The 21,561-nt window shown below is 53.1% G+C and carries 17 protein-coding genes; 13 read left to right on the top strand and 4 right to left on the bottom strand.

Going from position 1 to position 21,561, the window contains the following annotated elements; all coding sequences use genetic code 11:
* The first annotated feature begins 66 nt into the window (after positions 1–66).
* The gene (gene pyk, locus MKX64_RS09695) at positions 67–1,482 is read left to right on the top strand and encodes a pyruvate kinase (RefSeq protein ID WP_341036283.1); all 1,416 of its coding nucleotides are present in this window, start codon (positions 67–69) and stop codon (positions 1,480–1,482) included.
* A gap of 174 nt (positions 1,483–1,656) precedes the next feature.
* Positions 1,657–2,484 (top strand): polyamine aminopropyltransferase, encoded by an 828-nt coding sequence (speE, locus tag MKX64_RS09690; RefSeq protein WP_095268085.1) that lies wholly within the window; start codon positions 1,657–1,659, stop codon positions 2,482–2,484.
* A 111-nt stretch (positions 2,485–2,595) separates the two neighbouring features.
* On the opposite strand, the gene MKX64_RS09685 is transcribed toward speE, so the two are convergent.
* Together MKX64_RS09685 and MKX64_RS09680 are read right to left on the bottom strand one after the other, a co-directional pair.
* Positions 2,596–4,635: a hypothetical protein gene (locus MKX64_RS09685; RefSeq protein WP_341035709.1), complete on the bottom strand. Its 2,040-nt coding sequence runs from the start codon at positions 4,633–4,635 to the stop codon at positions 2,596–2,598.
* A gap of 158 nt (positions 4,636–4,793) precedes the next feature.
* Positions 4,794–5,318 (bottom strand): phosphatase PAP2 family protein, encoded by a 525-nt coding sequence (locus MKX64_RS09680; protein WP_341035708.1) that lies wholly within the window; start codon positions 5,316–5,318, stop codon positions 4,794–4,796.
* A gap of 444 nt (positions 5,319–5,762) precedes the next feature.
* On the opposite strand from MKX64_RS09680, the gene MKX64_RS09675 reads away from it, so the two are divergent.
* Complete coding sequence (locus tag MKX64_RS09675; RefSeq protein WP_341035707.1) at positions 5,763–6,653, top strand: class I SAM-dependent methyltransferase; 891 nt, start codon at positions 5,763–5,765, stop codon at positions 6,651–6,653.
* Between the two features lie 49 nt (positions 6,654–6,702).
* Here MKX64_RS09675 and MKX64_RS09670 read toward each other — a convergent pair whose 3' ends face one another.
* Positions 6,703–8,781: a serine hydrolase domain-containing protein gene (locus MKX64_RS09670; protein ID WP_095399360.1), complete on the bottom strand. Its 2,079-nt coding sequence runs from the start codon at positions 8,779–8,781 to the stop codon at positions 6,703–6,705.
* A gap of 214 nt (positions 8,782–8,995) precedes the next feature.
* Between MKX64_RS09670 and MKX64_RS09665 the strand changes: the two genes are divergently transcribed.
* From MKX64_RS09665 to argS, 5 genes are all read left to right on the top strand, one after another.
* Positions 8,996–9,853, top strand: coding sequence for a carbon-nitrogen hydrolase family protein (locus MKX64_RS09665; RefSeq protein ID WP_095399359.1), 858 nt, complete (start codon positions 8,996–8,998; stop codon positions 9,851–9,853).
* A gap of 79 nt (positions 9,854–9,932) precedes the next feature.
* Positions 9,933–10,604 carry a GNAT family N-acetyltransferase gene (locus tag MKX64_RS09660; protein ID WP_095268147.1) on the top strand — a complete coding sequence of 224 codons (672 nt, stop codon included), beginning with the start codon at positions 9,933–9,935 and terminating at the stop codon, positions 10,602–10,604.
* A gap of 25 nt (positions 10,605–10,629) precedes the next feature.
* The gene (locus MKX64_RS09655) at positions 10,630–11,301 is read left to right on the top strand and encodes a GNAT family N-acetyltransferase (protein WP_155619109.1); all 672 of its coding nucleotides are present in this window, start codon (positions 10,630–10,632) and stop codon (positions 11,299–11,301) included.
* 523 nt (positions 11,302–11,824) lie between these two features.
* On the top strand, positions 11,825–12,250 hold the full coding sequence (locus tag MKX64_RS09650; RefSeq protein WP_095268148.1) for a DUF1934 domain-containing protein: 426 nt from the start codon (positions 11,825–11,827) through the stop codon (positions 12,248–12,250).
* Entirely contained in the window at positions 12,247–13,926 is a 1,680-nt protein-coding gene (argS, locus tag MKX64_RS09645; RefSeq protein WP_341035706.1) for an arginine--tRNA ligase, read from the top strand. The genes MKX64_RS09650 and argS overlap by 4 nt, the downstream gene beginning before the upstream one ends.
* A 194-nt stretch (positions 13,927–14,120) precedes the next feature.
* Here the strand turns inward: argS and MKX64_RS09640 are convergent, their stop codons facing one another.
* Positions 14,121–15,275, bottom strand: coding sequence for a S8 family peptidase (locus tag MKX64_RS09640; RefSeq protein ID WP_155619111.1), 1,155 nt, complete (start codon positions 15,273–15,275; stop codon positions 14,121–14,123).
* Between the two features lie 356 nt (positions 15,276–15,631).
* Here MKX64_RS09640 and rpoE point away from each other — a divergent pair, with 356 nt between their 5' ends.
* From rpoE to MKX64_RS09615, 5 genes are all read left to right on the top strand, one after another.
* The gene (gene rpoE / locus MKX64_RS09635; protein ID WP_095268151.1) at positions 15,632–16,183 is read left to right on the top strand and encodes a DNA-directed RNA polymerase subunit delta; all 552 of its coding nucleotides are present in this window, start codon (positions 15,632–15,634) and stop codon (positions 16,181–16,183) included.
* A 373-nt stretch (positions 16,184–16,556) separates the two neighbouring features.
* Positions 16,557–18,164 carry a CTP synthase gene (locus MKX64_RS09630; protein ID WP_095268152.1) on the top strand — a complete coding sequence of 536 codons (1,608 nt, stop codon included), beginning with the start codon at positions 16,557–16,559 and terminating at the stop codon, positions 18,162–18,164.
* Between the two features lie 373 nt (positions 18,165–18,537).
* The gene (locus MKX64_RS09625; protein ID WP_095268163.1) at positions 18,538–18,921 is read left to right on the top strand and encodes a response regulator; all 384 of its coding nucleotides are present in this window, start codon (positions 18,538–18,540) and stop codon (positions 18,919–18,921) included.
* 175 nt (positions 18,922–19,096) lie between these two features.
* Entirely contained in the window at positions 19,097–19,951 is an 855-nt protein-coding gene (fba, locus tag MKX64_RS09620; RefSeq protein ID WP_095268162.1) for a class II fructose-1,6-bisphosphate aldolase, read from the top strand.
* A 212-nt stretch (positions 19,952–20,163) separates the two neighbouring features.
* A complete protein-coding gene (locus tag MKX64_RS09615) occupies positions 20,164–21,417 on the top strand; it encodes a UDP-N-acetylglucosamine 1-carboxyvinyltransferase (protein WP_095268161.1) in 1,254 nt (417 codons plus the stop codon).
* Positions 21,418–21,561 lie beyond the last annotated feature (144 nt).

Raw genomic sequence — 21,561 nt, 5'->3', positions numbered from 1 at the left:
ACTATATTTCATAGTCTCGCAGGAATAACAGCGCTACAATTGAAGAAAAAACGGAGGAGATTTATGATGCAAAAAACGAAAATTATTTGTACCATTGGGCCGGCCAGCGATTCGGTTCCGGTGTTAAAGGAAATGATTCAAGCAGGGATGACCGTGGCTCGCCTCAATATGGCGCACGGGGAGCTGGACGAGCATGTCCAGCGGATGAAGAATGTCCGTCAGGCAGCGTCTGAGCTCGGCACGTTTGTACCCATTATGATGGACATCAAGGGGCCGGAGGTGCGAATCGGCAAGCTGAAGGAGGACTTCTGCGAGCTGAAGACCGGCGAAGAGCTGGTGCTGACCACCGAAGAGATACTGGGGGACAGCGAGCGTATTGGCGTGAATTATCCGGACTTGACCCGCGATGTCAAGGCGGGGGACCGGATTCTGATTGATGACGGTCTGATTGATCTGACGGTACTTGCCGTAGAAGGGACGGAGATTCGCTGCCGCATTGTGAGCGGAGGGAAGCTCAAGCCGCGCAAGGGCGTCAACCTGCCGGGCATCCACACCTCTCTGCCAGGGGTGACCGAGCGCGATGTGAAGCATATTGAATTTGGCATCGAGAATCAGGTGGAGATGATTGCCGCCTCTTTCGTCCGCAAAGGCGACGATATTATGGAGATCCGCCGCATACTGGAGAGCCATCAAGCAGGACATGTGCAGATCATCTCCAAGATCGAGAACGAGGAAGGCATGGAGAACTTGGACGAGATTATCGAAGCCTCCGACGGCATCATGGTTGCCCGCGGTGATCTCGGGGTAGAGGTGCCGATCGAGACGGTGCCGATGCTGCAGAAGGAAATGATCGACAAGTGCAACCAGGCCGGCAAGCCGGTCGTCGTCGCTACCCATATGCTGGAGTCGATGCAGGTGAATCCTCGGCCGACCCGGGCGGAGGTCAGTGACGTGTTCAATGCGGTCGTGCAGGGCGCGGACGTGGTCATGCTGTCCGGGGAATCGGCTGCAGGGAAATATCCGATTCAGTCCGTGCAGACGATGGCATCCATCGCCAAGCAGGCGGAATCGATTATCGATTACAGAGAGCAGTTCAACAAGAAGAGGGCAGGGCAGGCAGCCGACATTACAGAAGTGATCAGTCAGAGCGCGGTCAGCGCGTCGCTGGAGCTTGGGGCTCATGCGATTATTCTGGCAACCGAGAGCGGGTTTACGGCGCGGATGATCTCCAAGTATCGTCCGGAGGCTCCAATCATTGCCGTCACCCATCACCGTGAGGTGCTGCCGAAGATTTGTCTGCTGTCCGGCGTGATTCCGGTTCTTGGCAGCAAAATGACAACGACGGACGAGATGTTCGAGACCGCGACACGCAACGCGGTGGAGACTGGATATATCCATCCGGGGGACACGGTTGTATTGTCTGCGGGCATCCCGATCGGACAGCCTGGCAACACGAATCTGATCAAGGTGCAGAAGGTATAACAAACACATTATTTCCGCTCTCGCAAACACCGCTAAAGCTGTGTTATTATACAATTTGTTTGGTACAATAGAGAAAGTGTGAAACTGATAAGAAAGGCGTCTGCCCTATAATAAAGTTTTGCGGCTTGGATCTGGACGGCTGAACATTATTTTAGCGGAAAGAAGGTAGAGACGATGGAATTATGGTTTACAGAGAAGCAAACACCGACTTTCGGGATTACGGCGAAAATACGGGAAACGTTTGTGCATGAGAAGACGGAATTTCAACAGCTGGATATGATTGATACCGAGGAATTTGGACGCATGCTCGTTCTGGACGGTATGGTCATGACTACGATCAAGGATGAATTCGTCTATCATGAGATGGTCGCTCACCCCGCGCTGAACACGCATCCAAGCCCGAAGAAGGTGCTGGTCGTTGGCGGCGGAGACGGCGGTGTCATTCGGGAAGTAATCAAGCACCCGGGTGTAGAGAAGGCAGTTCTCGTTGAGATCGACGGCAAAGTCATCGAATATTCGAAGCAATACCTGCCTGAAATTGCCGGCAAGCTCGATGATCCGAAGGTAGAGGTGCTGGTGAACGACGGCTACATGCACATTCTTGAACACAAGAACGAATATGATGTGATCATGGTGGATTCCACCGAGCCTGTTGGGCCGGCGGCACCGCTGTTTGAGCGCGGCTTCTACCAGGGCATCTATGAAGCGCTGAAGGAAGACGGCATTTTCGTTGCACAGACCGACAACCCTTGGTTCAAAGCTGATCTGATCCAGAAGGTCAGCAAGGACGTGAAGGAGATCTTCCCGATCGTTCGTGTGTACGGCGCGAACATCCCTACGTACCCAAGCGGGCTGTGGACATTTACGATGGGCAGCAAAACGTATGATCCACTTGAGGTGGACGAGTCCTCCATTCCGGAGATGGATACGAAATATTACTCGCCTCGCCTGCATAAAGCGGCGTTTGTGCTTCCTAAATTCGTGGAAGACCTCGTGAAGTAATCCCTAGTCACGGGTGCCACGCCTTATGTGGCGCGAACGCGGACAGGCCCTGCCAACCGGCAGGGCCTGTTTTTGTTGATATTTGCACCAATTCCATCTAATGCGTTTACATTAGCTCCCCGCTTTGCTGAGGATAAGGTCGCGGTTATCCCACAACAGCTTGCGCAGGTTCGATTTGGACCCTTCGATCATAAAATGAGGGATGCCGTTCGATTTGGCGATCTCCACACCGGACCATATCGCTTCATGGGAAGTGGCGGTGTACAGCTTGAATAAGGCATGGCATTTTCGCAGCTCCGCAAACATCCGCTCGGGATGTTCCCCGTTCTCATGCACGAATTCAGCCCCGGTCTCCCTGACCACCGATTCGAACCATTTGGCTTGTCCGCCGATAACGGCCACTTTGCACCCTTCCAGAAATGGGTCGACCGCCTTGCTCGCTTTCTTTCTTTTGTCCGGGGTGCTCCGTTTTCTTAAAGCTGCTTCTTCGCGCCCGTTCTTAAGCTCCGCTTGGTCGCTGAACAATTTCGATAGCCTGGCATACTCCCCGTCTGCCGCAACATTGAATACACAGGGGTCCCCGTCGAACGGCCGCTGGATCTCAATGTCCCTCTCATGCAGCGGAAACCGGTTGTCTGGATTATGAATATCGACACAATAATACGTGTGCCGCTCCCCGAGCTCTACATACCCCAAATACTGCTCCATCGGTGCGAACGCATCGTCTCCCTGGAACAGGATGGTGATATGCTGATAAGTCGAGCCGTCCGGCCTGCGCTGTAGCTCGCACTCCACTTCCGCTTCATGCTCCAGGCCGATCGCGTTGACGACGGACTCCGTTACCCGGAAGAATCCGCCATCCTCAAGCTGAACATATCCGCCATGATCCTTGCGATAGAAAGTGCCGGATCGTTTCGGCTTCTCGTCGGAGGAGGGAGACGGAGACTCCTCGTGAATAGGAGCGAGGGGCCCTAGATCGAGGCTGATGGCTGCCTCATCCGTGAATTTGTCCTCCACAGCAGGGCGGCTGCTGTGATTCGTGGGGTTGGGCTTGTCCGGCTGTGCTTCCGGTGCTTCCGGAGGATCGAACAGCGTTTCGATCCGACCTGCCAGATCGAGCATGTAAGCCATGTCCTGGCGTTTTTCGGCCTGCTCCTGCCGCGGCCATACGCGCTGCCGCAGCATGTTCATCAGGGACAGGGCCTCATCATAGAGATGCGCAATCAATTGGTCCGCACTGGCTGAGGGGCTTCTGGCCAAGTCGATCTGTTGCTTCAGTGCCGCTTTCTCTCTCACGAAGGCGGCCGCCGTTCGAATCTCGCGCTCCTCCAGGTCCTGAATGGCAGCCTGCAGCTTATTCACTTCCGCATTCAGCTGGCCCTGTTCATATTCAAGCTGCGCGATTCGCTTGCGCTCATGCTCGATCCGTTGCAGCAGTTCCAGCCGCTGCTGCTCCAGCTCCTGATTGGCACGCTGCAGCTGATCTTGAGCATCCGCCATCCGCTGCAGCTTGGCTTCCGTCAATCTTGCAGTTTTGTTCAGTCCGTCGATGACCTGCTCGGCCTTGATGCGGCGTTCACGCTCCTGCGCGAGCAATTGCCGCTCTTTGGCATCGGCTGCAGGCTGCCGCTCCTGCCGGTCCGGCTCCGAGGGAGCGCGGGAGGCCGCGGTCACTGCTGGCGGCGGCAGTGTCTGCTCCAGTTCCGAGAGCCGCTCGGCGATTCGGTCGGAAGGCTTCGGGTAAAGACGCAGCGCCCACAAGTAATGCCAGGCGCCGTACTGCTCCCTTTTATCATGTTCCATGGCGAGAAATTCCTCATCCGATTTGTGCAGGTCATCTTCATAGATTGGGATAATGTGCAGCATGATACTTTGAAGTATGTGCAGCTTCTCATTGGGCTTATGGAGTCTCATGCGAACGAGCTGGAGGAATCCATCAACGGGAAAAGGCCGGTTCACGGGGGCTTTCAACTTGATGTTGAGCAGGGATTGAAATCGGCGCTTCTGCGCTTCGGTCATTTCATGAACGAGATTTGTAAAATCCTTCATCGAGAATGGGGCAGCCCAAAGTTTGGCGATGCTATTTTTGAAATTTTTCAGCTCCGAGGCACTAAGGCCTCCGGACGCTTCCTGAAGCCACTCTTCCTTCATGAATTCCCTCCTTTGGCTACGAAAAACACCTCATCTATAGACATATGTCTATACCGAGGTGCTCCCCTGTATCGTTATATGGATTATACAATTGCCTTAGGATACTCACAAGTAGTAAATGGCTTCATTTTAAGAAGGACAGACGACCTATTTATGGATTATCCGAGAACGATCAGCATGCCTGTAGTCAAGCCGACGACACATCCGGCAAGGCAGTCGGAGGGGTAGTGAAAGCCCAGATAAATTCGCGAGAGGCTGACCGTGCTGGCGATCAGAATGAGCAGCAGCGACAACCACATCGATATGAACAGGAAGGGCGTAATAATGGAAAAGATCGCGGTAGAGTGTCCCGACGGGAACGAAGGGTCCTTGAGCGGGTTCTTTCCCACATGCACTTCTTCCAGGGCCAGATATGGCCTGATCCGCTGCAATCTTCTTTTTAGAATCGCCGTAATCAGGAAACTGATGGACAGCGCTGCAAAGCTCTGCCACCCCATGAAGGACCATGGCTCGGACGTCAGCACCGCGACGGACAGCGTGATTACAATCGTAAATACCGCTCCGCCGAGATGGGTAAAGCCTCTGAACAGCAGATCTGCTGCCCTGTTTCGGAGTTTACGGTTGAACCAGCGGAAGACGCGACGATCATACTGCTGAAGCCAATGCAAGGAACGGGTCATCATGGTGGTCATCACCTCAATCTTTCGGATTACTCATATTTAACACATATTGCGGCTGCAAACACAGCTTTTGATATGGTTCTGGTTTTAATCACCTGTCCAGTATACATGAGAATTGTTAAACGAGGGTCTGAAATTTGAAAAAAAAGCGTTCAAGTTTCCAGGATATGTAAGGTCATCCAGATTCGGGTGATACCCGGACCGACAGTCCCGTTCTAACGCGGCGTGACAAGTGTTTCGTCCGTACGGCGGCGCTTCATTGTCTATGGGCGGACGCTCCGCAGGCCGCCTTGTTATTGTGCTGAAATGCAGAGGAATCCATGCATGAGGTGAGGGGACGGTTCAACTTTGGCCGAGTGCTGAATATATATTATGGACAACGTGAACCGAGGAACCGAGGAACCGAACTGTCCTCAATACGGAAAGCGGAAAGGGGAGCAAAGCCCAATGGAGTGCCCACTGTGCCGTTCATCCGAACATGTCACGCTATATTACGCATATAGCCGGTTCGACCTGTTTGAATGCGACGATTGCAAGCTGCTGTTTCAGCGTCATGCCGAAACGACGGATGTAGCCCGAATCATAGAGGAAGTTTACGACGATCGCTGGGTTGCCATGCGCGATAAGTACGCGCATCTAACGTTCCAAGACCATGCGCTGTTCAACACGCTGCAGCTGGAAATGTTCAGGCCGGGAAAGGGAAGGCTGCTGGAGATTGGCTCAGGAACAGGGGAATTCTTGTTTACCGCCCAGAGTGCGGGCTGGGACGTTACCGGAGTGGAGGCGTCCGCATCGTCATGTAAATACGCCAAGCAGAAGTACGACCTGGAATTGCACAATGCTCTGTGGAGCCCGGAGCTTGCCGAGGAGTGGGAGCCGTTCGATGCGGTTGTATTCTGGCATGTGCTGGAGCATATGGCCAGGCCGGTCGAGTTTTTGTGCGGAGTGGCCGGGAAGCTGCAGGACAACGGGCTGCTGCTGTTCAGTGTGCCGAATCTTCAATCGTTCACCAATGCGATCTACGGCAAACAATCTCCGCTGCTGACCGAGAAGGATCACCTTTACCATTACTCCGCTCGCAGCCTGATGAAGCTGCTGGCACAGACTCCGTTTCAGCCTGTGAGCCTGTTCACCCGCCAAGTGCCGAATCACCTGGAGCAGCTGCTCGGCTCCTCTACGGCAGAGACGGCATACTCTATGGCGGACAAAATGGCGATTCTGACTCAATTGCAAGGCAAAGCTATGGGTCATGAAATTTGCTGCATAGCCCGGAAAAGGCCGGATAGCGCGCCACCGACCAGCGAAGCTGCAACCAAAACAGAGGGAGAACCCTTATAAGGGTTCTCCCTCTGTTTGTTTGAAAGCACCAGGGCAGGCTCTAAGTTGTTTAATCCAGGGAGATCTGGAAGACCGATCCCGGATCCCCTGCAAATACGACCGTTCCGTTCTCGGGCAGCGTCACCGAAGCCTCGCCGCTGATAACGGTGAAGTTCAAGCACACCCCGTTCTCATCGTACACGGCAAAACCTCCGTTCTCCGGCAGCTCCACCGTCATCGTCCGGGCAGCGGCCTGCTCGGGCACGGTAAACCATCTTGCATGTCCTTCGGGATGGATCGTCAGTCTGGACTTCTTGCCATGGTAGAGCGGCTTGATATCATCCTCGCTCATATACAAGGAGCCAGCTGCCTCTGCATACTCCACTCCTTGCTGGGTGAAGAAGCTGATATCGGATGTATCCCGACTGCCCGTTCCGGGAACTTGATGCTGGCTAACGGCCAGATCAGGTCCGACAATTTTGCGGTCGGCGATATAGGCCGGCATATCACCTACCCGGCTGATCGTAAGCACCGGCTTCATGATCATGTACGCAATCGAGGTGTACTTCTCGTTTAAGAGATAGTAGCTTTTCCCTTCACGCTTCTTCCAGGCTGCTTCAGACCTGCCAGGGAGTGTTTCCTTCTCTACCTTCTCGGCCTGATACTGATTGAGTGCTATCTGCCCCAGTTCCGGCAAGGTGGCATATTGTTTTACCCACATATAAGTGCGGTCATTGCTCTCGGTCACAAAACGGACCTTCGTGCTGCCTTCCTCGCTCACAAAGTCCCCGTCGCCAGTGTAAACAAACGTCTGCGCAGGCTCTTCCGGACTCATCGGTACGGTGAGGAACAGCTTTCCGTCACGGATATCGGCATGCATCTGTACGTTGGTCGCCACGTAATAACCGGCGTATTCCTTCATCTCTTCCGGCATGTCAGCTGCAACCGGCACGCCAAAGGACTTGGCCGGCTTGAACTCGTCAATAACGCCCTTCTCCTTCAACGCCTGCAGCAGCAGTTCGCTTGCCAGCAGCTGATTAAAGGAGCTGGAGCCGCCGGAGGAAAGGACGCTGGCTGCCATGTTGTGCTCTGGAAGCACGACCAGCGAAGCGTGATACAGAATGGTGTCTCCGCCTTTAGTGAGCGCCTTGATTCCGTAGTCGTTGAACGGGTACAATCGAACGCTGTCCCATCCGAGCCCGAAATCAATCGAGTTGTCCGCATCTTCCGGCCAGATGCCGTTCTTGTATTCTTCCTGCTCCATCGCCTGGATAGCCTGCGGAGATAGAATGCCCTCGGTCTCACCTGTAAAAATAGTCGCGAACCGGGCGAGATCCTCGGCAGTTGAGTAAATGCCGCCGGTTCCAATCACGTTGACCGTTTCATTCGGAAGCTGTCCTTGATAAGTCGGGTAGTAGAGTCCCGCCAATTGGTCAGGGTCCAGTGCATCCTGAGATGTCTTGGTGTTGTTCATGTTGAGCGGGCCGGTAAAATGCTGATGAATAAATGCGGTATAATCCGTTCCGCTTACCCGTTCCACCAAAATCTCAGCAAGTGTAAAGCTGTCGTTGGAGTACACGGAGAACGCACCTGGGTCGGCTTTCAGGGTCTGATTCGCCAGATGCTGAAGCAGTGACTCTTTAGCATAAGGGTCTGAATCCGCGAACAGGAACGCGTTGATCAGCGTCGAACCGTGCAGGCCGGACGAATGATTCAGCAGCATGCGCGGCGTGATGAGCTTATAGCGTTCGTCTTTCATTTTAAAATCCGGTATGTACTCCACCAGCGGAGTATCCAGGTCGATCCTTCCTTGATCTGCCAATTTCAAAACCGCAGCGGTTGTAAATACTTTGCTTGTTGAACCTATGCCATACATCGTTTCATTGGTGAGCGGGATTTCCCCGGCCATATCGTTCATGCCGGACTGCCCTGACAACAAGATCTCACCCTGATCGATAAGTGCGTACTGCACGCTGATCGTCCCGTACGCCTGTGTCAGCAGGGACGCCTTCTCGGCGGCAATCGTCTCCAGGTTCTGTCCCGATTTCGCTTCATTAGACGGGTCAGTACCGGATGCCATGGCCGCTGTCGGCAGGAGCAGCATGACCGCAAGGATCACGATCAGTATCCGTGATAAACTTTTCTTCAATGAAAGACCTCCTTATAATGGGTGTATACATGTAGTACGTCCCGCAGGCTGGATCGGTTCAAAGAATTCCATAATTTCTCTCACTAATTTCTCTGGACAGACTGTGGACATGCCTGCAGAAGTGGAGGAGAGGACACGGGACATCCTTGGACATAGGCTCACCCTTTAAAATTTTATATAATGGATTCAGAATGGAATCCCAAGGAGGAGAAGCATGAAATTTCGCGTTTCCGCTGTGCAGTATCATCTGCATACCATACAATCATTTGATGATTTCGCTAGACAATCCGAGCATTATATCCGGGCCGCCGAGGAATTCGAGGCCGATTTCGTGCTCTTTCCGGAGTTTTTCACGACGCAGCTGATGTCGATCGGGGATGCGCAGGGCCATGCTTTGACGATCAATGATCTGCCTGATTTTACAGATCAGTACCGTGAGCTGTTCCAGGGCTTCGCCAAGCGTTACGGCATGCACATTATCGGAGGGACGCATGTCATTCGCCGGGAAGGCAAGCTGTACAATGTGGCGCATCTGTTCTACCCGGACGGACGCATCGCCGAGCAGGCCAAGATTCATATTACGCCTTCAGAGATTACCGGCTGGAATATGGGCGCTGGTGAAGGGCTGGAGGTTTTTGAAACGGAAAAAGGAACGATCGCCATGCTCACCTGCTACGACATTGAGTTTCCGGAGATTGTCCGGATGGCGAAGGCCAAAGGCGCAGACGTCATCTTCTGCCCGTCCTGCACGGATGACCGGCACGGTTTCCACCGCGTCCGCTATACGAGCCATGCCCGGGCAATCGAGAACCAGGTGTATGTGGTGTTGACCGGCACGGTCGGCGCGCTGCCAACGGTGGATCTGATGCGGGCCAATTTCGGTCAGGCAGCGATCATTACCCCGAACGACATCCCGTTTCCGCCGAAAGGGCTGCTTGCCGAAGGAGAACTGAACAACGATATGATCATTACGGCCGACCTGGACCTCGATCTGCTCTATCAGGTGCGCGAGAAGGGCTCCGTAACGACGTGGCGTGACCGGCGCACCGACCTGTACCCGGATTGGAAGTAGGGCACGGACGGCATGGTACATCAGAAGCCAACCTTCTATATAAACAACGAAATGAATAAGCAAAGAAAGGATGCGTGATATGACCCAGTATAATCAGCAGCTTTACGTATTTGAGGACGCCCGGCCAGTTCCGGCGGTCATTCGAAGTTATACAGAAGCTGATTTCGACGAACTGATCGTGATCCAATCCGAGACCTTTCCGCCTCCGTATCCGCCGGAGCAGTGGTGGAACAAGGAGCAGCTTCACGAGCATGTGAGCCGCTTCCCGGAGGGGGCGCTGTGCATTGAGGTGGATGGGGTGCTCGCAGGATCGGTGACCTCGTTGATCGTCGATTTTGATCCCGCGAAGCCGGCGCATTCCTGGGCGGACACAACCGATCATGGCTATATTCGGACACACAAGCCGGATGGCAACACGCTGTATGTAGCGGATATTTGCGTTCGCCCGCGCTTTCGCAAGCTCGGTCTGGGCAAGTGGCTGCTTCAGTCGCTGTATCATGTCACTGTTGAGAAGAAGCTGGACCGCCTGCTCGGCGGCGGGCGAATGCCAGGCTATCACCGATATGCCGGGCAGATGTCGGCGGAAGCGTATCTGGATGCGGTCGTTCGGGGCGAGATCAAGGACCCGGTGATCACGTTTCTGCTGCGCTGCGGACGTACGCCGCTTGGCGTAGCCGAGAATTATCTGGAGGACGAGGAATCCTGCAATTACGGGGCGCTGATGGAATGGAGAAACCCTTTTAAATCATGAAGCTGTTAAGGAGGCCGTTACGAACATGGAATATATCCGTATTACAAGCATTGAAGACCCGCTATTTCGCAAAATGCACAACCTGATGCAGGAGGTGTTTCCGCCGGAGGAAGTGCTGGAGTTCAGTCTGTGGAAGGAGCCGCTGGAGGACCCGGGCATCCGTGTCTTTGTCGCTGTTCATGAGGGTGAGGTTGTCGGCACAACCGAGTACCGCTATTACGAGGATTGGAACGTGGCGATGACGGACTTTACAATCGTCGGCCGTGAAGGGCTGGGTATCGGCCGTTTTCTGGCCCAGCAGCGGCTCAAGGATCTGAACCGTCTGGCCGCGGAGAACGGCAAGGAGCTGTTTGGCATGTTCGCTGAAATCTATGATCCATATCGTGTTCAGGACTATGAGTTCGGCGGCGTGAAGCCGATGGATCCGTTCGTTCGCCGGGAGGTGCTGTCCCATCTCGGGTATAAGCGTACGGACATCGATTATGTCCATCCATCCTGGAACAATGACGGTGAAGCCGTTACCGGCCTCGATCTGTGCTTCATGCCAAGCAATGATGAGCTGCAGGAGCTGCCGGCAGAGCTGATCGTCCATTTCCTGAAGCGTTATTATGCTGTCCTGCCGGAGAAGCCGCAGGCCTGGACAGAGATGGTAGCGAAGCTGGAGCAGCGTGATAAGGTAGCTCTGCTGCCGCTGTAAGCAATAGGGGCAAGGGAGGGGATCGGGCCCGCGCCTTCGAGCGGTGCAGCTCCCTTTGTATACACAGGTTCGTGCACCCTCCTAGAGCTTGTTCCCATGCGGGTATCCGTGACGTATAGCGGATGCCCGCTTCCTTATATATACATACAGAGCCACGGCCTGGTATTTGCAGCTTCGTCACACCATCGCTTGAGCGTGTATACGCCTTGATCCGGACAGGCATAAGATGCCGGTTTCGTGGCGATTCTACATAAGAATAGAAGATTTCCTTGCACCTGGTTACCGGATTCGGTAGATTATGCTGCGTGTAAACATCGGTTTAGCCTTGCTGAGAGCCGCTGATTCCCGAATATTTGAAAATGTAGCCTGCTTGCAAGTTTCAATGGTTTATGAAATCATGAAAATATACTATGATAGAATACGTTACTTTAATCAGCCGCCGGAAAGGCCATAAGCGTATTGCCGGATTACGGCAATGCGGCATGAACAGGATGGGCTGAGCCAAAGATAGAGGAGCGGTACGATGTCAGTTCGAAAACAAGCGGCCATCCGGCTTCAAAGCCTCCATGAGGGCGAGAAGACGGTGCATGAGCTGGAGGCAGAGGTGTTCGCCAGGGGCAAAGCCCTGTACGTGCGCTACATCGAGCCGAAGCTTGGCCCTCATCAGGGAGAGACCCGGACGATGCTGAAGCTGAGCGAGGACGAGGTGAAGATCATCCGCCACGGCGAGGTGGAGTCAGAACAGTCCTTTATGCTGGGGCAGCGCTTGCCGGGGTTTTACCGTTCTCCGTTTACATCATTTCAATTATCTACCCATACCCAGCGAATGGAGCTGGTTGTTGACGGCATGTCCGGACGCGCGGCATGGGAGTATGACTTATATGTGTTCGAAGATTATTCAGGACATTTTTCCATTAGTTTGAGCATTCAGGAGGATCAAGAATCATGACATTGAATCCATTAGATCACATTAACAGCCTGGTGGCCGAAGCGGTGGGCGACGCTGCGGTAGCGGCAGGGCTCGTATCCCGGGAGGAGCTGCCTCAAGTTCTGCTTGAAGTGCCCAAGGATAAGGCGCACGGAGACCTGGCCACGAACCTGGCGATGCAGCTGACGCGCATTGCGAAGAAGAACCCTCGGCAGATCGCCGAGGCGATTGTGGAGCATCTCGACAAGGAGAAGGCGTCGATCGAGAAGGCGGACATCGCCGGACCGGGCTTTATCAACTTTACGCTGGACAAGAGCTATCTGTACCCGGTTGTCGAGCTCGTGCAGCAGCAGGGGGCAGACTATGGCCGTGTCGATCTCGGCAAAGGCCAGCGAGTTCAGGTCGAGTTTGTCAGCGCGAATCCGACCGGAAGCCTGCATCTGGGGCATGCTCGGGGCGCGGCGGTAGGGGATGCACTGTGCAATTTGCTCGATTATGCCGGCTATGAAGTGACGCGCGAATATTACATTAATGATGCGGGCAACCAGGTGATGAACCTGTGCAAGTCCATCGAAGCCCGGTACTTGCAGGAGCTGGGGCAGGATGCTGAAATGCCGGAGGACGGCTATCACGGCGAGGATATTGTCGGCTTTGCCAAGGAACTGGTCGCTGAGAAGGGCGACGCCCTTCTGTCGATGGACCCGGCGGAGCGGACCGCATTCCTGCGCGAATATGGCCTCGGGAAAGAGCTGGACAAGATCAAGCGCGATTTGAATCGTTTCCGGGTGCATTTTGACGAATGGTTCAGTGAGACGTCCCTGTATGAGGATGGTCTGGTTGAGAAAGCATTGAACGAACTGAAGAACAAAGGGGAAGCCTACGAGCAGGACGGAGCTACCTGGCTGCGGACGACCGACTATGGCGATGACAAGGACCGGGTGCTTGTGAAGAACGACGGCACCTATACTTACCTGACGCCTGATATTGCTTATCATCGCAACAAGTACGAAAGAGGCTTCGACCGCATGATCAACATCTGGGGCGCCGATCACCATGGCTACATTCCGCGGATGAAGGCGGCTATGGAAGCGCTCGGTTTTGACCCTGGGAAGCTGACGGTGCTGATCGCCCAGATGGTCAGCCTGTTCCAGAACGGGGAAAAGGTAAAGATGTCCAAGCGGACAGGCAAAGCGGTTACGATGGAGGATCTGATGGATGAAGTGGGTGTGGATGCGATCCGCTATTTCTTCACGATGCGCAGTATGGATTCTCATCTGGACTTCGATATGGATCTGGCGGTTTCGACATCGAACGAGAACCCGGTCTTCTATGTTCAATATGCCCATGCCCGGATTTGCAGCGTGTTCCGTCAAGCCGAGGAGCAGGGCGTTGAGGTTCAGCCGCTGTCCGAGGTGAATCTGCAAGTGCTGCAATCGGAGCATGAATACGACATTTTACGCAAAATGGGCGAGCTTCCGCAAGAAGTGTCGGTGGCTGCGGACAACTATGCTCCGCATCGTCTGATCCGTTATGTGTACGAGCTGTCCTCGCTGTTCCACAGCTATTACAAAGCGCAGCGTGTCATTACGGAAGATGCGGCGCAAACCCAGGCGCGTCTCGCGCTTTTGAGCGCTGTTCGCACCGTCATTGCCAACGTGCTGCGCCTTGTAGGCGTATCCGCTCCGGAGCGGATGTAGATTTTTGTCGAATAAGAACGCGGGTAGCAGCCGTCTTTCCCTGGAGGAAAGGCGGCTGTTTGTCGTTGGATGCAAGATGGCGTTGCCGCTTTGCCGCTTCGTCGTTTCATCATTTCATCGTTCCGCCATCGTTCCATCGTCATATTCTGAGCACGTTCCACTTGCTGCGGGTTCATTCTGATCCGGGTGCAGAACTACCCTTGCAGCTTCATTCCTTCACGCAGAAATTTCAGGGCGTTCACTTCACCGTCGGAATGGCTGTAGCCTTTGCGCAGCCTGAGCGGCGTGGAGGTTCGGCGCAGGAGCGACTTGATCGCCGTTGTCCGAAGTCCGGGCCTTTGCGCGAGCAGCAATGCGATCGTTCCGCTGATATGGGAGGTGGCCATGGAGGTGCCGCTCATTTCATGGTATCTTCCCTGAAGCCAGGCGGAGACGATTTTGTCCCCAGGCGCATAAATGTCAACAAATTGCCCGCGGTTGCTGAAGGAGGGGATTTTGCGGTTGCGGTCCGTCGCCCCTACGGATATCGTTTGCGGATAACGAGCCGGATAGTCGGCAGTGCGGCGCTTCCCGTCGTTGCCGGACGAGGCGACGATGATGACTCCGGATTGATTGGCCTTGCCGACCACTTCGAGAAGGGCCCGGCTTCGGCTCTGCATGCCGAAGCTCATATTGATAATGTCGACCTGATTGCGGATGCACCAGTCGATGGCAAGCACAATGTCGGACACAAACGCGGACCCGTTATGATCGAAGGCTTTGACGGGGTACACAATCGATCTCGGTGCGACGCCGATCATGCCTCGCGTGCTGTTGGCGGCGGCAATTGTGCCGGATATATGGGTTCCGTGCCCGTTATCGTCATAAGGCGGAATGGCACGGTTGACCAGGTTGATCCCCCGGCCAAGCGAATGCTTCAGATCCGGGTGGGCAAAGTCAACGCCGGTATCAATGACGCCAATCTTGATGCGGTGGCCGGTAGAAACGGACCATGCTTGCGGTGCTTTGATGTGCTTGACTCCCCAAGGAATGCCGGTCAGCGTGGCGATGCTGCCCTGAACCGCATGGATGTGAATGCGGCTGTCCTCTTCCACGGTTAGCTCCTCCCGGAATTCTTTTTCGATGACAGCAGTTCGGGAAGCGGGCGCAATGATCGTTTGGGTGAGAGGGGAGCAGGTGACAGAGGGATACAGGGGACCGTGATCGGCGAGATGTTTCCATTGGCTGATGCATTCCCTGTACAGACTAGGGTCATGAAACGTGAGAAGCCGCCGATGCTCTCCTTGAACGTTTCGCGCGAGAAGTTTCGTCTCCGTAAGCAGTGATTGCATGATCCGGGTGTAGTCCATGCGTGGCAATCTCCCTTCTCAATGAACCGTTGCTTAGGTATTGTATGAACCGACAACCCGGCCCGAATGGGACAACGCCCGATTTCCGGCAAATAGGCCCTGTCTTTCGTGTCAAAGATGCATCACGTACATAAAATAGAACTGTGAGGGCCTGAAGGGTTCTTTCATCTTCCCGTGAGGAGTCGATCCTAGGGGCGGATACAGTCAGAAGGCGGAAAGCTTGGCTTTCCGCCTTTTTCCCGTGGGGAAAAGGAGAAAAACTTGATTTTTATGTGCAAATAGGTTTTACTTAGGTTTGATAATGGATATGCCTGAGGATATATACGTGAAGATTGCGTGAGAGGAAGTGTACGTTAGTGAGTAATCCGCTCAATTTAAAGCTCGACCCGGAGAAGGTTCAGGAAATCCCGATGGTTGACCTGGCTTTTATGGTTTTGAAGGCAGCCAACACGCCGTATTATTACCGTGACCTTATGAATGAGGTAGCCAAGCTTCGCGGCTTTACGGAAGAGGAAATTAACGAGACGATTGCCCAGTTATATACAGAGATCAATATAGACGGACGTTTCGCCTGTGTAGGAACGAACCTGTGGGGATTGAAGCGCTGGTACCCGCTGGAGAAATCCGAGGATCCGATTTCGAACGCCAAGCGTCCGCGGATCATCAATGATGAAGATGATGATGACGATGATTTCACGGAAGAGGAAGATACGTTCAGCAGCGAGGATGCAGACGACAGCTACGATGTGCTGGATGACGAGGATGCGGAGGACGATCTCTTCGATGAAGACGATGCGGACGAAGATGTCGATGATGAGGTGGTCCTCGATGATGAGCTGGACGATGAGGATGCCGAGGAAGAGGACGATCTGCTGGAGGAAGAGCTCGAGGAAGAAGAGCTTGATTAGGATGCAAGTATATGCCCTTCGAAGCACTGGTGAATTTTGAGCCTGTTTCTGTCTCTTGACAATCGGATAAGGCACAGAGTAAACTATTGCTTGGGCTTATGATTGTGAATGAGTTTTTTAATAATAAAAAGTGCCCCGTTAATTTATTTTCGGGTCACTTTTTTTGTTTATATGGGGATTGACGGATGCGGGATGCAACCGGAGAATCCCGGGGAACATAGGCAATAGGTTGAAGGCCAGCTCGCTCGCCATTTTTGGAAGCGGGCCGTGCTTTTTGTTAGGCCCGCTTCTGATGAATCAGGGGAAAACGGGTTACGCTATAACATCATATGTCGCCTGAAGTTATGGAGATTATTTAGGAGGGTTTTATACAGTGACAAAGTATATTTTTGTAACAGGCGGGGTTGTGTCATCCTTAGGAAAGGGCATCACCGCGGCATCGTTGGGCAGATTGCTGAAGAACAGAGGGCTGAAAGTTACGATTCAAAAGTTCGATCCGTACATTAACATAGATCCGGGCACCATGAGTCCATATCAGCACGGTGAAGTATTTGTGACCGATGATGGTGCGGAAACCGACCTGGACCTTGGGCATTACGAGCGGTTTATCGATATTAACCTGTCGAAGAACAGCAACGTTACCACAGGCAAAGTATACTCTTCCGTCATTAGCAAAGAGCGTCGGGGCGAGTACCTGGGCGGTACGGTGCAGGTCATTCCTCACATTACGAACGAGATCAAGGAGCGCGTGTTCCGCGCAGGTCGCGAAGCCGGTTCTGATGTGGTCATTACCGAGATCGGCGGTACGGTGGGCGACATCGAGAGCCTTCCGTTTCTGGAAGCGATCCGCCAGATTAAAAGCGATGTTGGTCGCGAAAATGTCATGTATATTCATGTTACCCTCATTCCGTATATTAAAGCGGCCGGTGAAGTGAAGACAAAGCCGACACAGCACAGTGTGAAGGAGCTTCGCAGCATTGGCATTCAGCCTAACGTCATTGTTTGCCGGACAGAGCATGAGCTGTCCACCGAGATGAAAGCCAAAATTGCACTGTTCTGCGACATTGATCCGAATGCGGTTGTGGAATGCCGCGACGCCTCCTCCTTGTACGAGATTCCGCTTAATCTCCGGGATGAAGGGCTTGACGAGATTGTAGTCAACCATCTGAAGCTGACAACTCCTGCCCCGGATATGAAGGAATGGGAGCAGCTGGTGGAGCGGGTGTCGAAGCTGGAGAAGACGGTGGAGATTGCGATCGTCGGCAAGTACGTTGCGCTCCATGATGCTTATCTGAGTGTGGTAGAATCGTTGTCCCATGCCGGATTTGATGCCAACGCCGAAGTGAAGGTTCGCTGGGTCAATGCGGAAGAAGTGAATGATGGCAATGTGGACGAGCTGCTGCGCGGCGTCGGAGGCATCCTGGTGCCGGGCGGATTTGGCGATCGCGGCATCGAGGGCAAGATCAGCGCCATTCGTTACGCGCGCGAGCGAAACATTCCGTTCTTCGGCATCTGTCTTGGGATGCAGGTGTCGGTTATTGAATTTGCCCGCAACATGGTGGGTCTTGACGGGGCGAACAGCTCGGAGATTAACCCTTCGACCGAGTTCCCGGTAATCGACCTGCTGCCTGAGCAGAAGGATGTTGAGGATCTGGGCGGCACGATGCGACTTGGCTTGTATCCGTGCAAGCTGGTGCCGGGTTCCCTGGCCGAGTCATGCTATCAGGACGAGCTGGTATACGAAAGACATCGCCATCGGTACGAGTTCAACAACGAATACCGTGAAGATATCGAAAAGGCGGGACTTCGCATTTCCGGTACGTCCCCGGACGGTCGTCTGGTCGAGATTGTAGAGCTTCCGGGCCATCCTTGGTTCCTGGCCGTGCAATTCCATCCGGAATTCACATCCCGTCCGAACCGTCCGCAGCCGCTCTTCCGGGAATTTGTGAAGGCGTCGATCGGGCATCAACAACAACTTTAAGTTTCCTAAGTGCAGAAAGCTTCCCGATTCCGGGAAGCTTTCTTTGTATTCCGCTGTCCCTGGCTTGACGTGATGCGGTGGTCAGGCCCCATCGGTGAATACGATGTGCTGATCGGCCGGAGGAACTGCCGGAAATCAAGTCGAATATAGGGATAAATGCAAGCATTTTGCCCTATATCATTTGTTGGCTAAACGTCGTTTTTTTGGATTTTTGAAAAAACATCCACTAAAAACATCTTTTTTTAGGACTTTTTTCAGGCAAAGGAGGATTTCAACATCGGCAGGCGAATACAGATAAGGGTTGCTTTTGGGACAATTGAGACTCCAGGTTTTTATATACTTTGTTCAATTCCAAGTTAGGAGGCAAGGGAAGATGAGCAGGCAAAGAGTGTTGATTGTGGATGATCAGAATGGCATCCGCATCCTTTTGATGGAAGTGTTCAGCAGCGAAGGGTATGAGACGTTTCAAGCGGCGAACGGGAAGATTGCCCTTGAGATTGTAAAGCAGCATTCGCCGGATTTGGTTCTGCTGGATATGAAAATTCCTGGAATGGACGGACTTGAGATTCTGAAGCATATCAAGCAGATGGATCCTGAAATCAAGGTGATCATGATGACCGCCTATGGCGAGCTTGACATGATCAAGGAAGCGACGGAACTAGGCGCTCTGATGCACTTTACCAAGCCGTTTGATATCGATGAAATGAGACAGGCCGTAAATGCCCAGCTGAAAGGGACGACGAGCCATATTGGCTGAATGTTGAATTCTGCACATGTTGCGGAATTCTTTTTTTTGACAACAGTGTGATGTGTGACGCAGTAAATTAGGAAATGCTTGTTTAGTATTTATAACGCGATGTGGTATAATAAGTCCGTATGTTATCACGGCTATTGTCCATAGACAAACAAAGCATCTTTAGGAGGATGAAACCATGCCATTAGTATCCATGACAGAAATGCTGAACAAAGCGCTCGAAGGTAAATACGCGGTGGGTCAGTACAATATTAATAACCTTGAATGGACACATGCCATTCTGGAAGCTGCCGAAGAAGAGAAATCGCCAGTTATCCTTGGCGTGTCCGAAGGCGCAGCGCGTTACATGGGCGGATTCAACACCGTTGTGCATATGGTGAAAGGACTGATGCAGGACCTGAAAGTGACGGTTCCGGTAGCAATCCATCTTGACCATGGCTCCAGTGTTGAGAAGTGTAAGGAAGCGATCGATGCCGGATTTACTTCCGTCATGATCGACGATTCCCACAGCCCGATCGACACGAACATCGAAACGACAAAACAGGTTGTTGAATATGCACACGCTAAAGGCGTCTCCGTTGAGGCTGAAGTGGGCATGGTTGGCGGCCAAGAGGATGACGTTGTAGGCGAAGTGATGTACGCGAAGCTCGACGATTGCGTTCGTATCGTCAACGAGACCGGAATCGACACACTGGCTCCTGCACTGGGCTCCGTACACGGACCTTACAAAGGCGAGCCTAACCTCGGCTTTAAGGAAATGGAAGAAATCCGCAATGCGGTGAAGCTTCCGCTGGTTCTTCATGGCGGAACAGGCATTCCAACACACGACATTCAAAAAGCGATCTCCCTTGGAACCTCCAAAATCAACGTAAACACCGAGAACCAAATTTCGTTCTCCAAAGTGGTTCGCGAAGTGCTGGCTGCGAAGCCTGAAGCTTATGATCCACGTACTTACCTGAAGCCAGGTCGCGAAGCGATCAAACAAACGGTGATCGGCAAAATCCGTGAGTTCGGCTCCAACAACAAAGCGTAAACTGACTTGTTATTCTGCTTAGCTCTGAATGCTGAGGCGTAACGGATGCTTGGTATGGCCTCCAGCGATTCTGCAGCTAGCTTGATCTAGCTGAATATGATGGGATGGAAAGCACACCGCTTAGCCGGTGTTTTTCCATTTCATCACCTTTATGAATTGTGCCATCAGAACCATTTCCGGCTGCGAAGTGATGTAGGGGGACCCTAAAGCTTATGGAAAAATTGATGATCAGCGGTGGACGCCCACTGCATGGCTCCGTCACAATCAGCGGTGCTAAGAACAGTGCAATTGCTTTAATTCCGGCCGCGATTCTCGCGGAATCGGAAGTGACGCTTGATAATTTGCCCCATCTGAGCGATGTGGCGGTATATGCTGAAATTTTGCGGGATCTGGGTGCCCAGGTTTCCTGGGAAGACAGTCAGATGAAGATCGACCCTTCCGATATCAAAGCGATTCCGATGCCTAACGGAGCGGTTAAGAAGCTTCGGGCATCCTATTACTTAATGGGCGCAATGCTCGGAAGATTTAAAGAAGCCGTCATCGGATTGCCGGGCGGATGCAACTTTGAACCTCGTCCGATCGACCAGCACATCAAAGGGTTTGAAGCGCTTGGAGCTACCGTAACGAATGAGCATGGCTCCATTCATCTGCATGCCAAAGAGCTGCGGGGCGCAAAAATATATCTTGATGTCAGCAGCGTCGGCGCGACGATTAATATTATGCTGGCGGCCGCCAAGGCCAAAGGCTCTACAATTATCGAAAACGCGGCTAAAGAGCCTGAAATCATAGATGTTGCTACATTGCTCAACTCCATGGGAGCCGTCATCAAAGGGGCGGGTACGGAAACGATCCGTATCGAAGGTGTCTCCGAGATGCATGGCTGCCGTCATTCTATTATTCCTGATCGAATTCAGGCGGGAACTTATATGATCGCTGCTGCGGCCACCCGCGGTGATGTGGTCATCGACAACGTGATCCCCAAACATCTGGAGGCGTTGACGGCTAAGCTGATCGAGATGGGTGTCGGTATCGAAGAGCTGGATGAGAGCATCCGGGTCACCGGGAAGGAACGCTACGAGCATGTAGATGTCAAGGCGCTGATCTATCCTGGCTTTGCTACCGATCTGCAATCTCCGATGACCAGTTTGCTGACCCAGGCCGAAGGGGTTAGTGTGCTCAGCGATTTTGTATATAGCAACCGATTCAAGCATGTGCCGGAGCTGGTGCGCATGGGCGCGAAAATCCGTGTAGAGGGGCGCTCAGCCATTATTGAAGGCGGACCGCTGAATGCGGCCAAAGTGAAGGCCACCGATCTTCGCGCTGGGGCTGCGCTTGTGATTGCAGCATTAACGGTGCCTGAGGGTGTGACCGAAGTGACCGGTGTGGAATACATTGATCGAGGCTACGACAACCTCGTGTCCAATCTTCGTGCGCTTGGTGCCGAAGTATGGCGTGAATCGGAATAACGAGGCGCGGTTTGCTTCGTTATGGGGGTACAGGCCTGTCATATTTTAGGTATCCATATCAAGGTTTTTATTGTAAAATTGAGGGAAATATGAGAATCTTACTGCATATCTCCCTCTAATTTGGGCAATCCTATCCTAGTAACT

Origin of the sequence: Paenibacillus sp. FSL M8-0334 (assembly GCF_038000405.1) — a bacterium.
GTDB classification, from domain to species: Bacteria; Bacillota; Bacilli; order Paenibacillales; family Paenibacillaceae; genus Paenibacillus_AQ; species Paenibacillus_AQ campinasensis.
The sequence above is the reverse complement of the archived record's forward strand: the minus strand, read 5'-3'. Positions and strand labels throughout refer to the sequence as shown.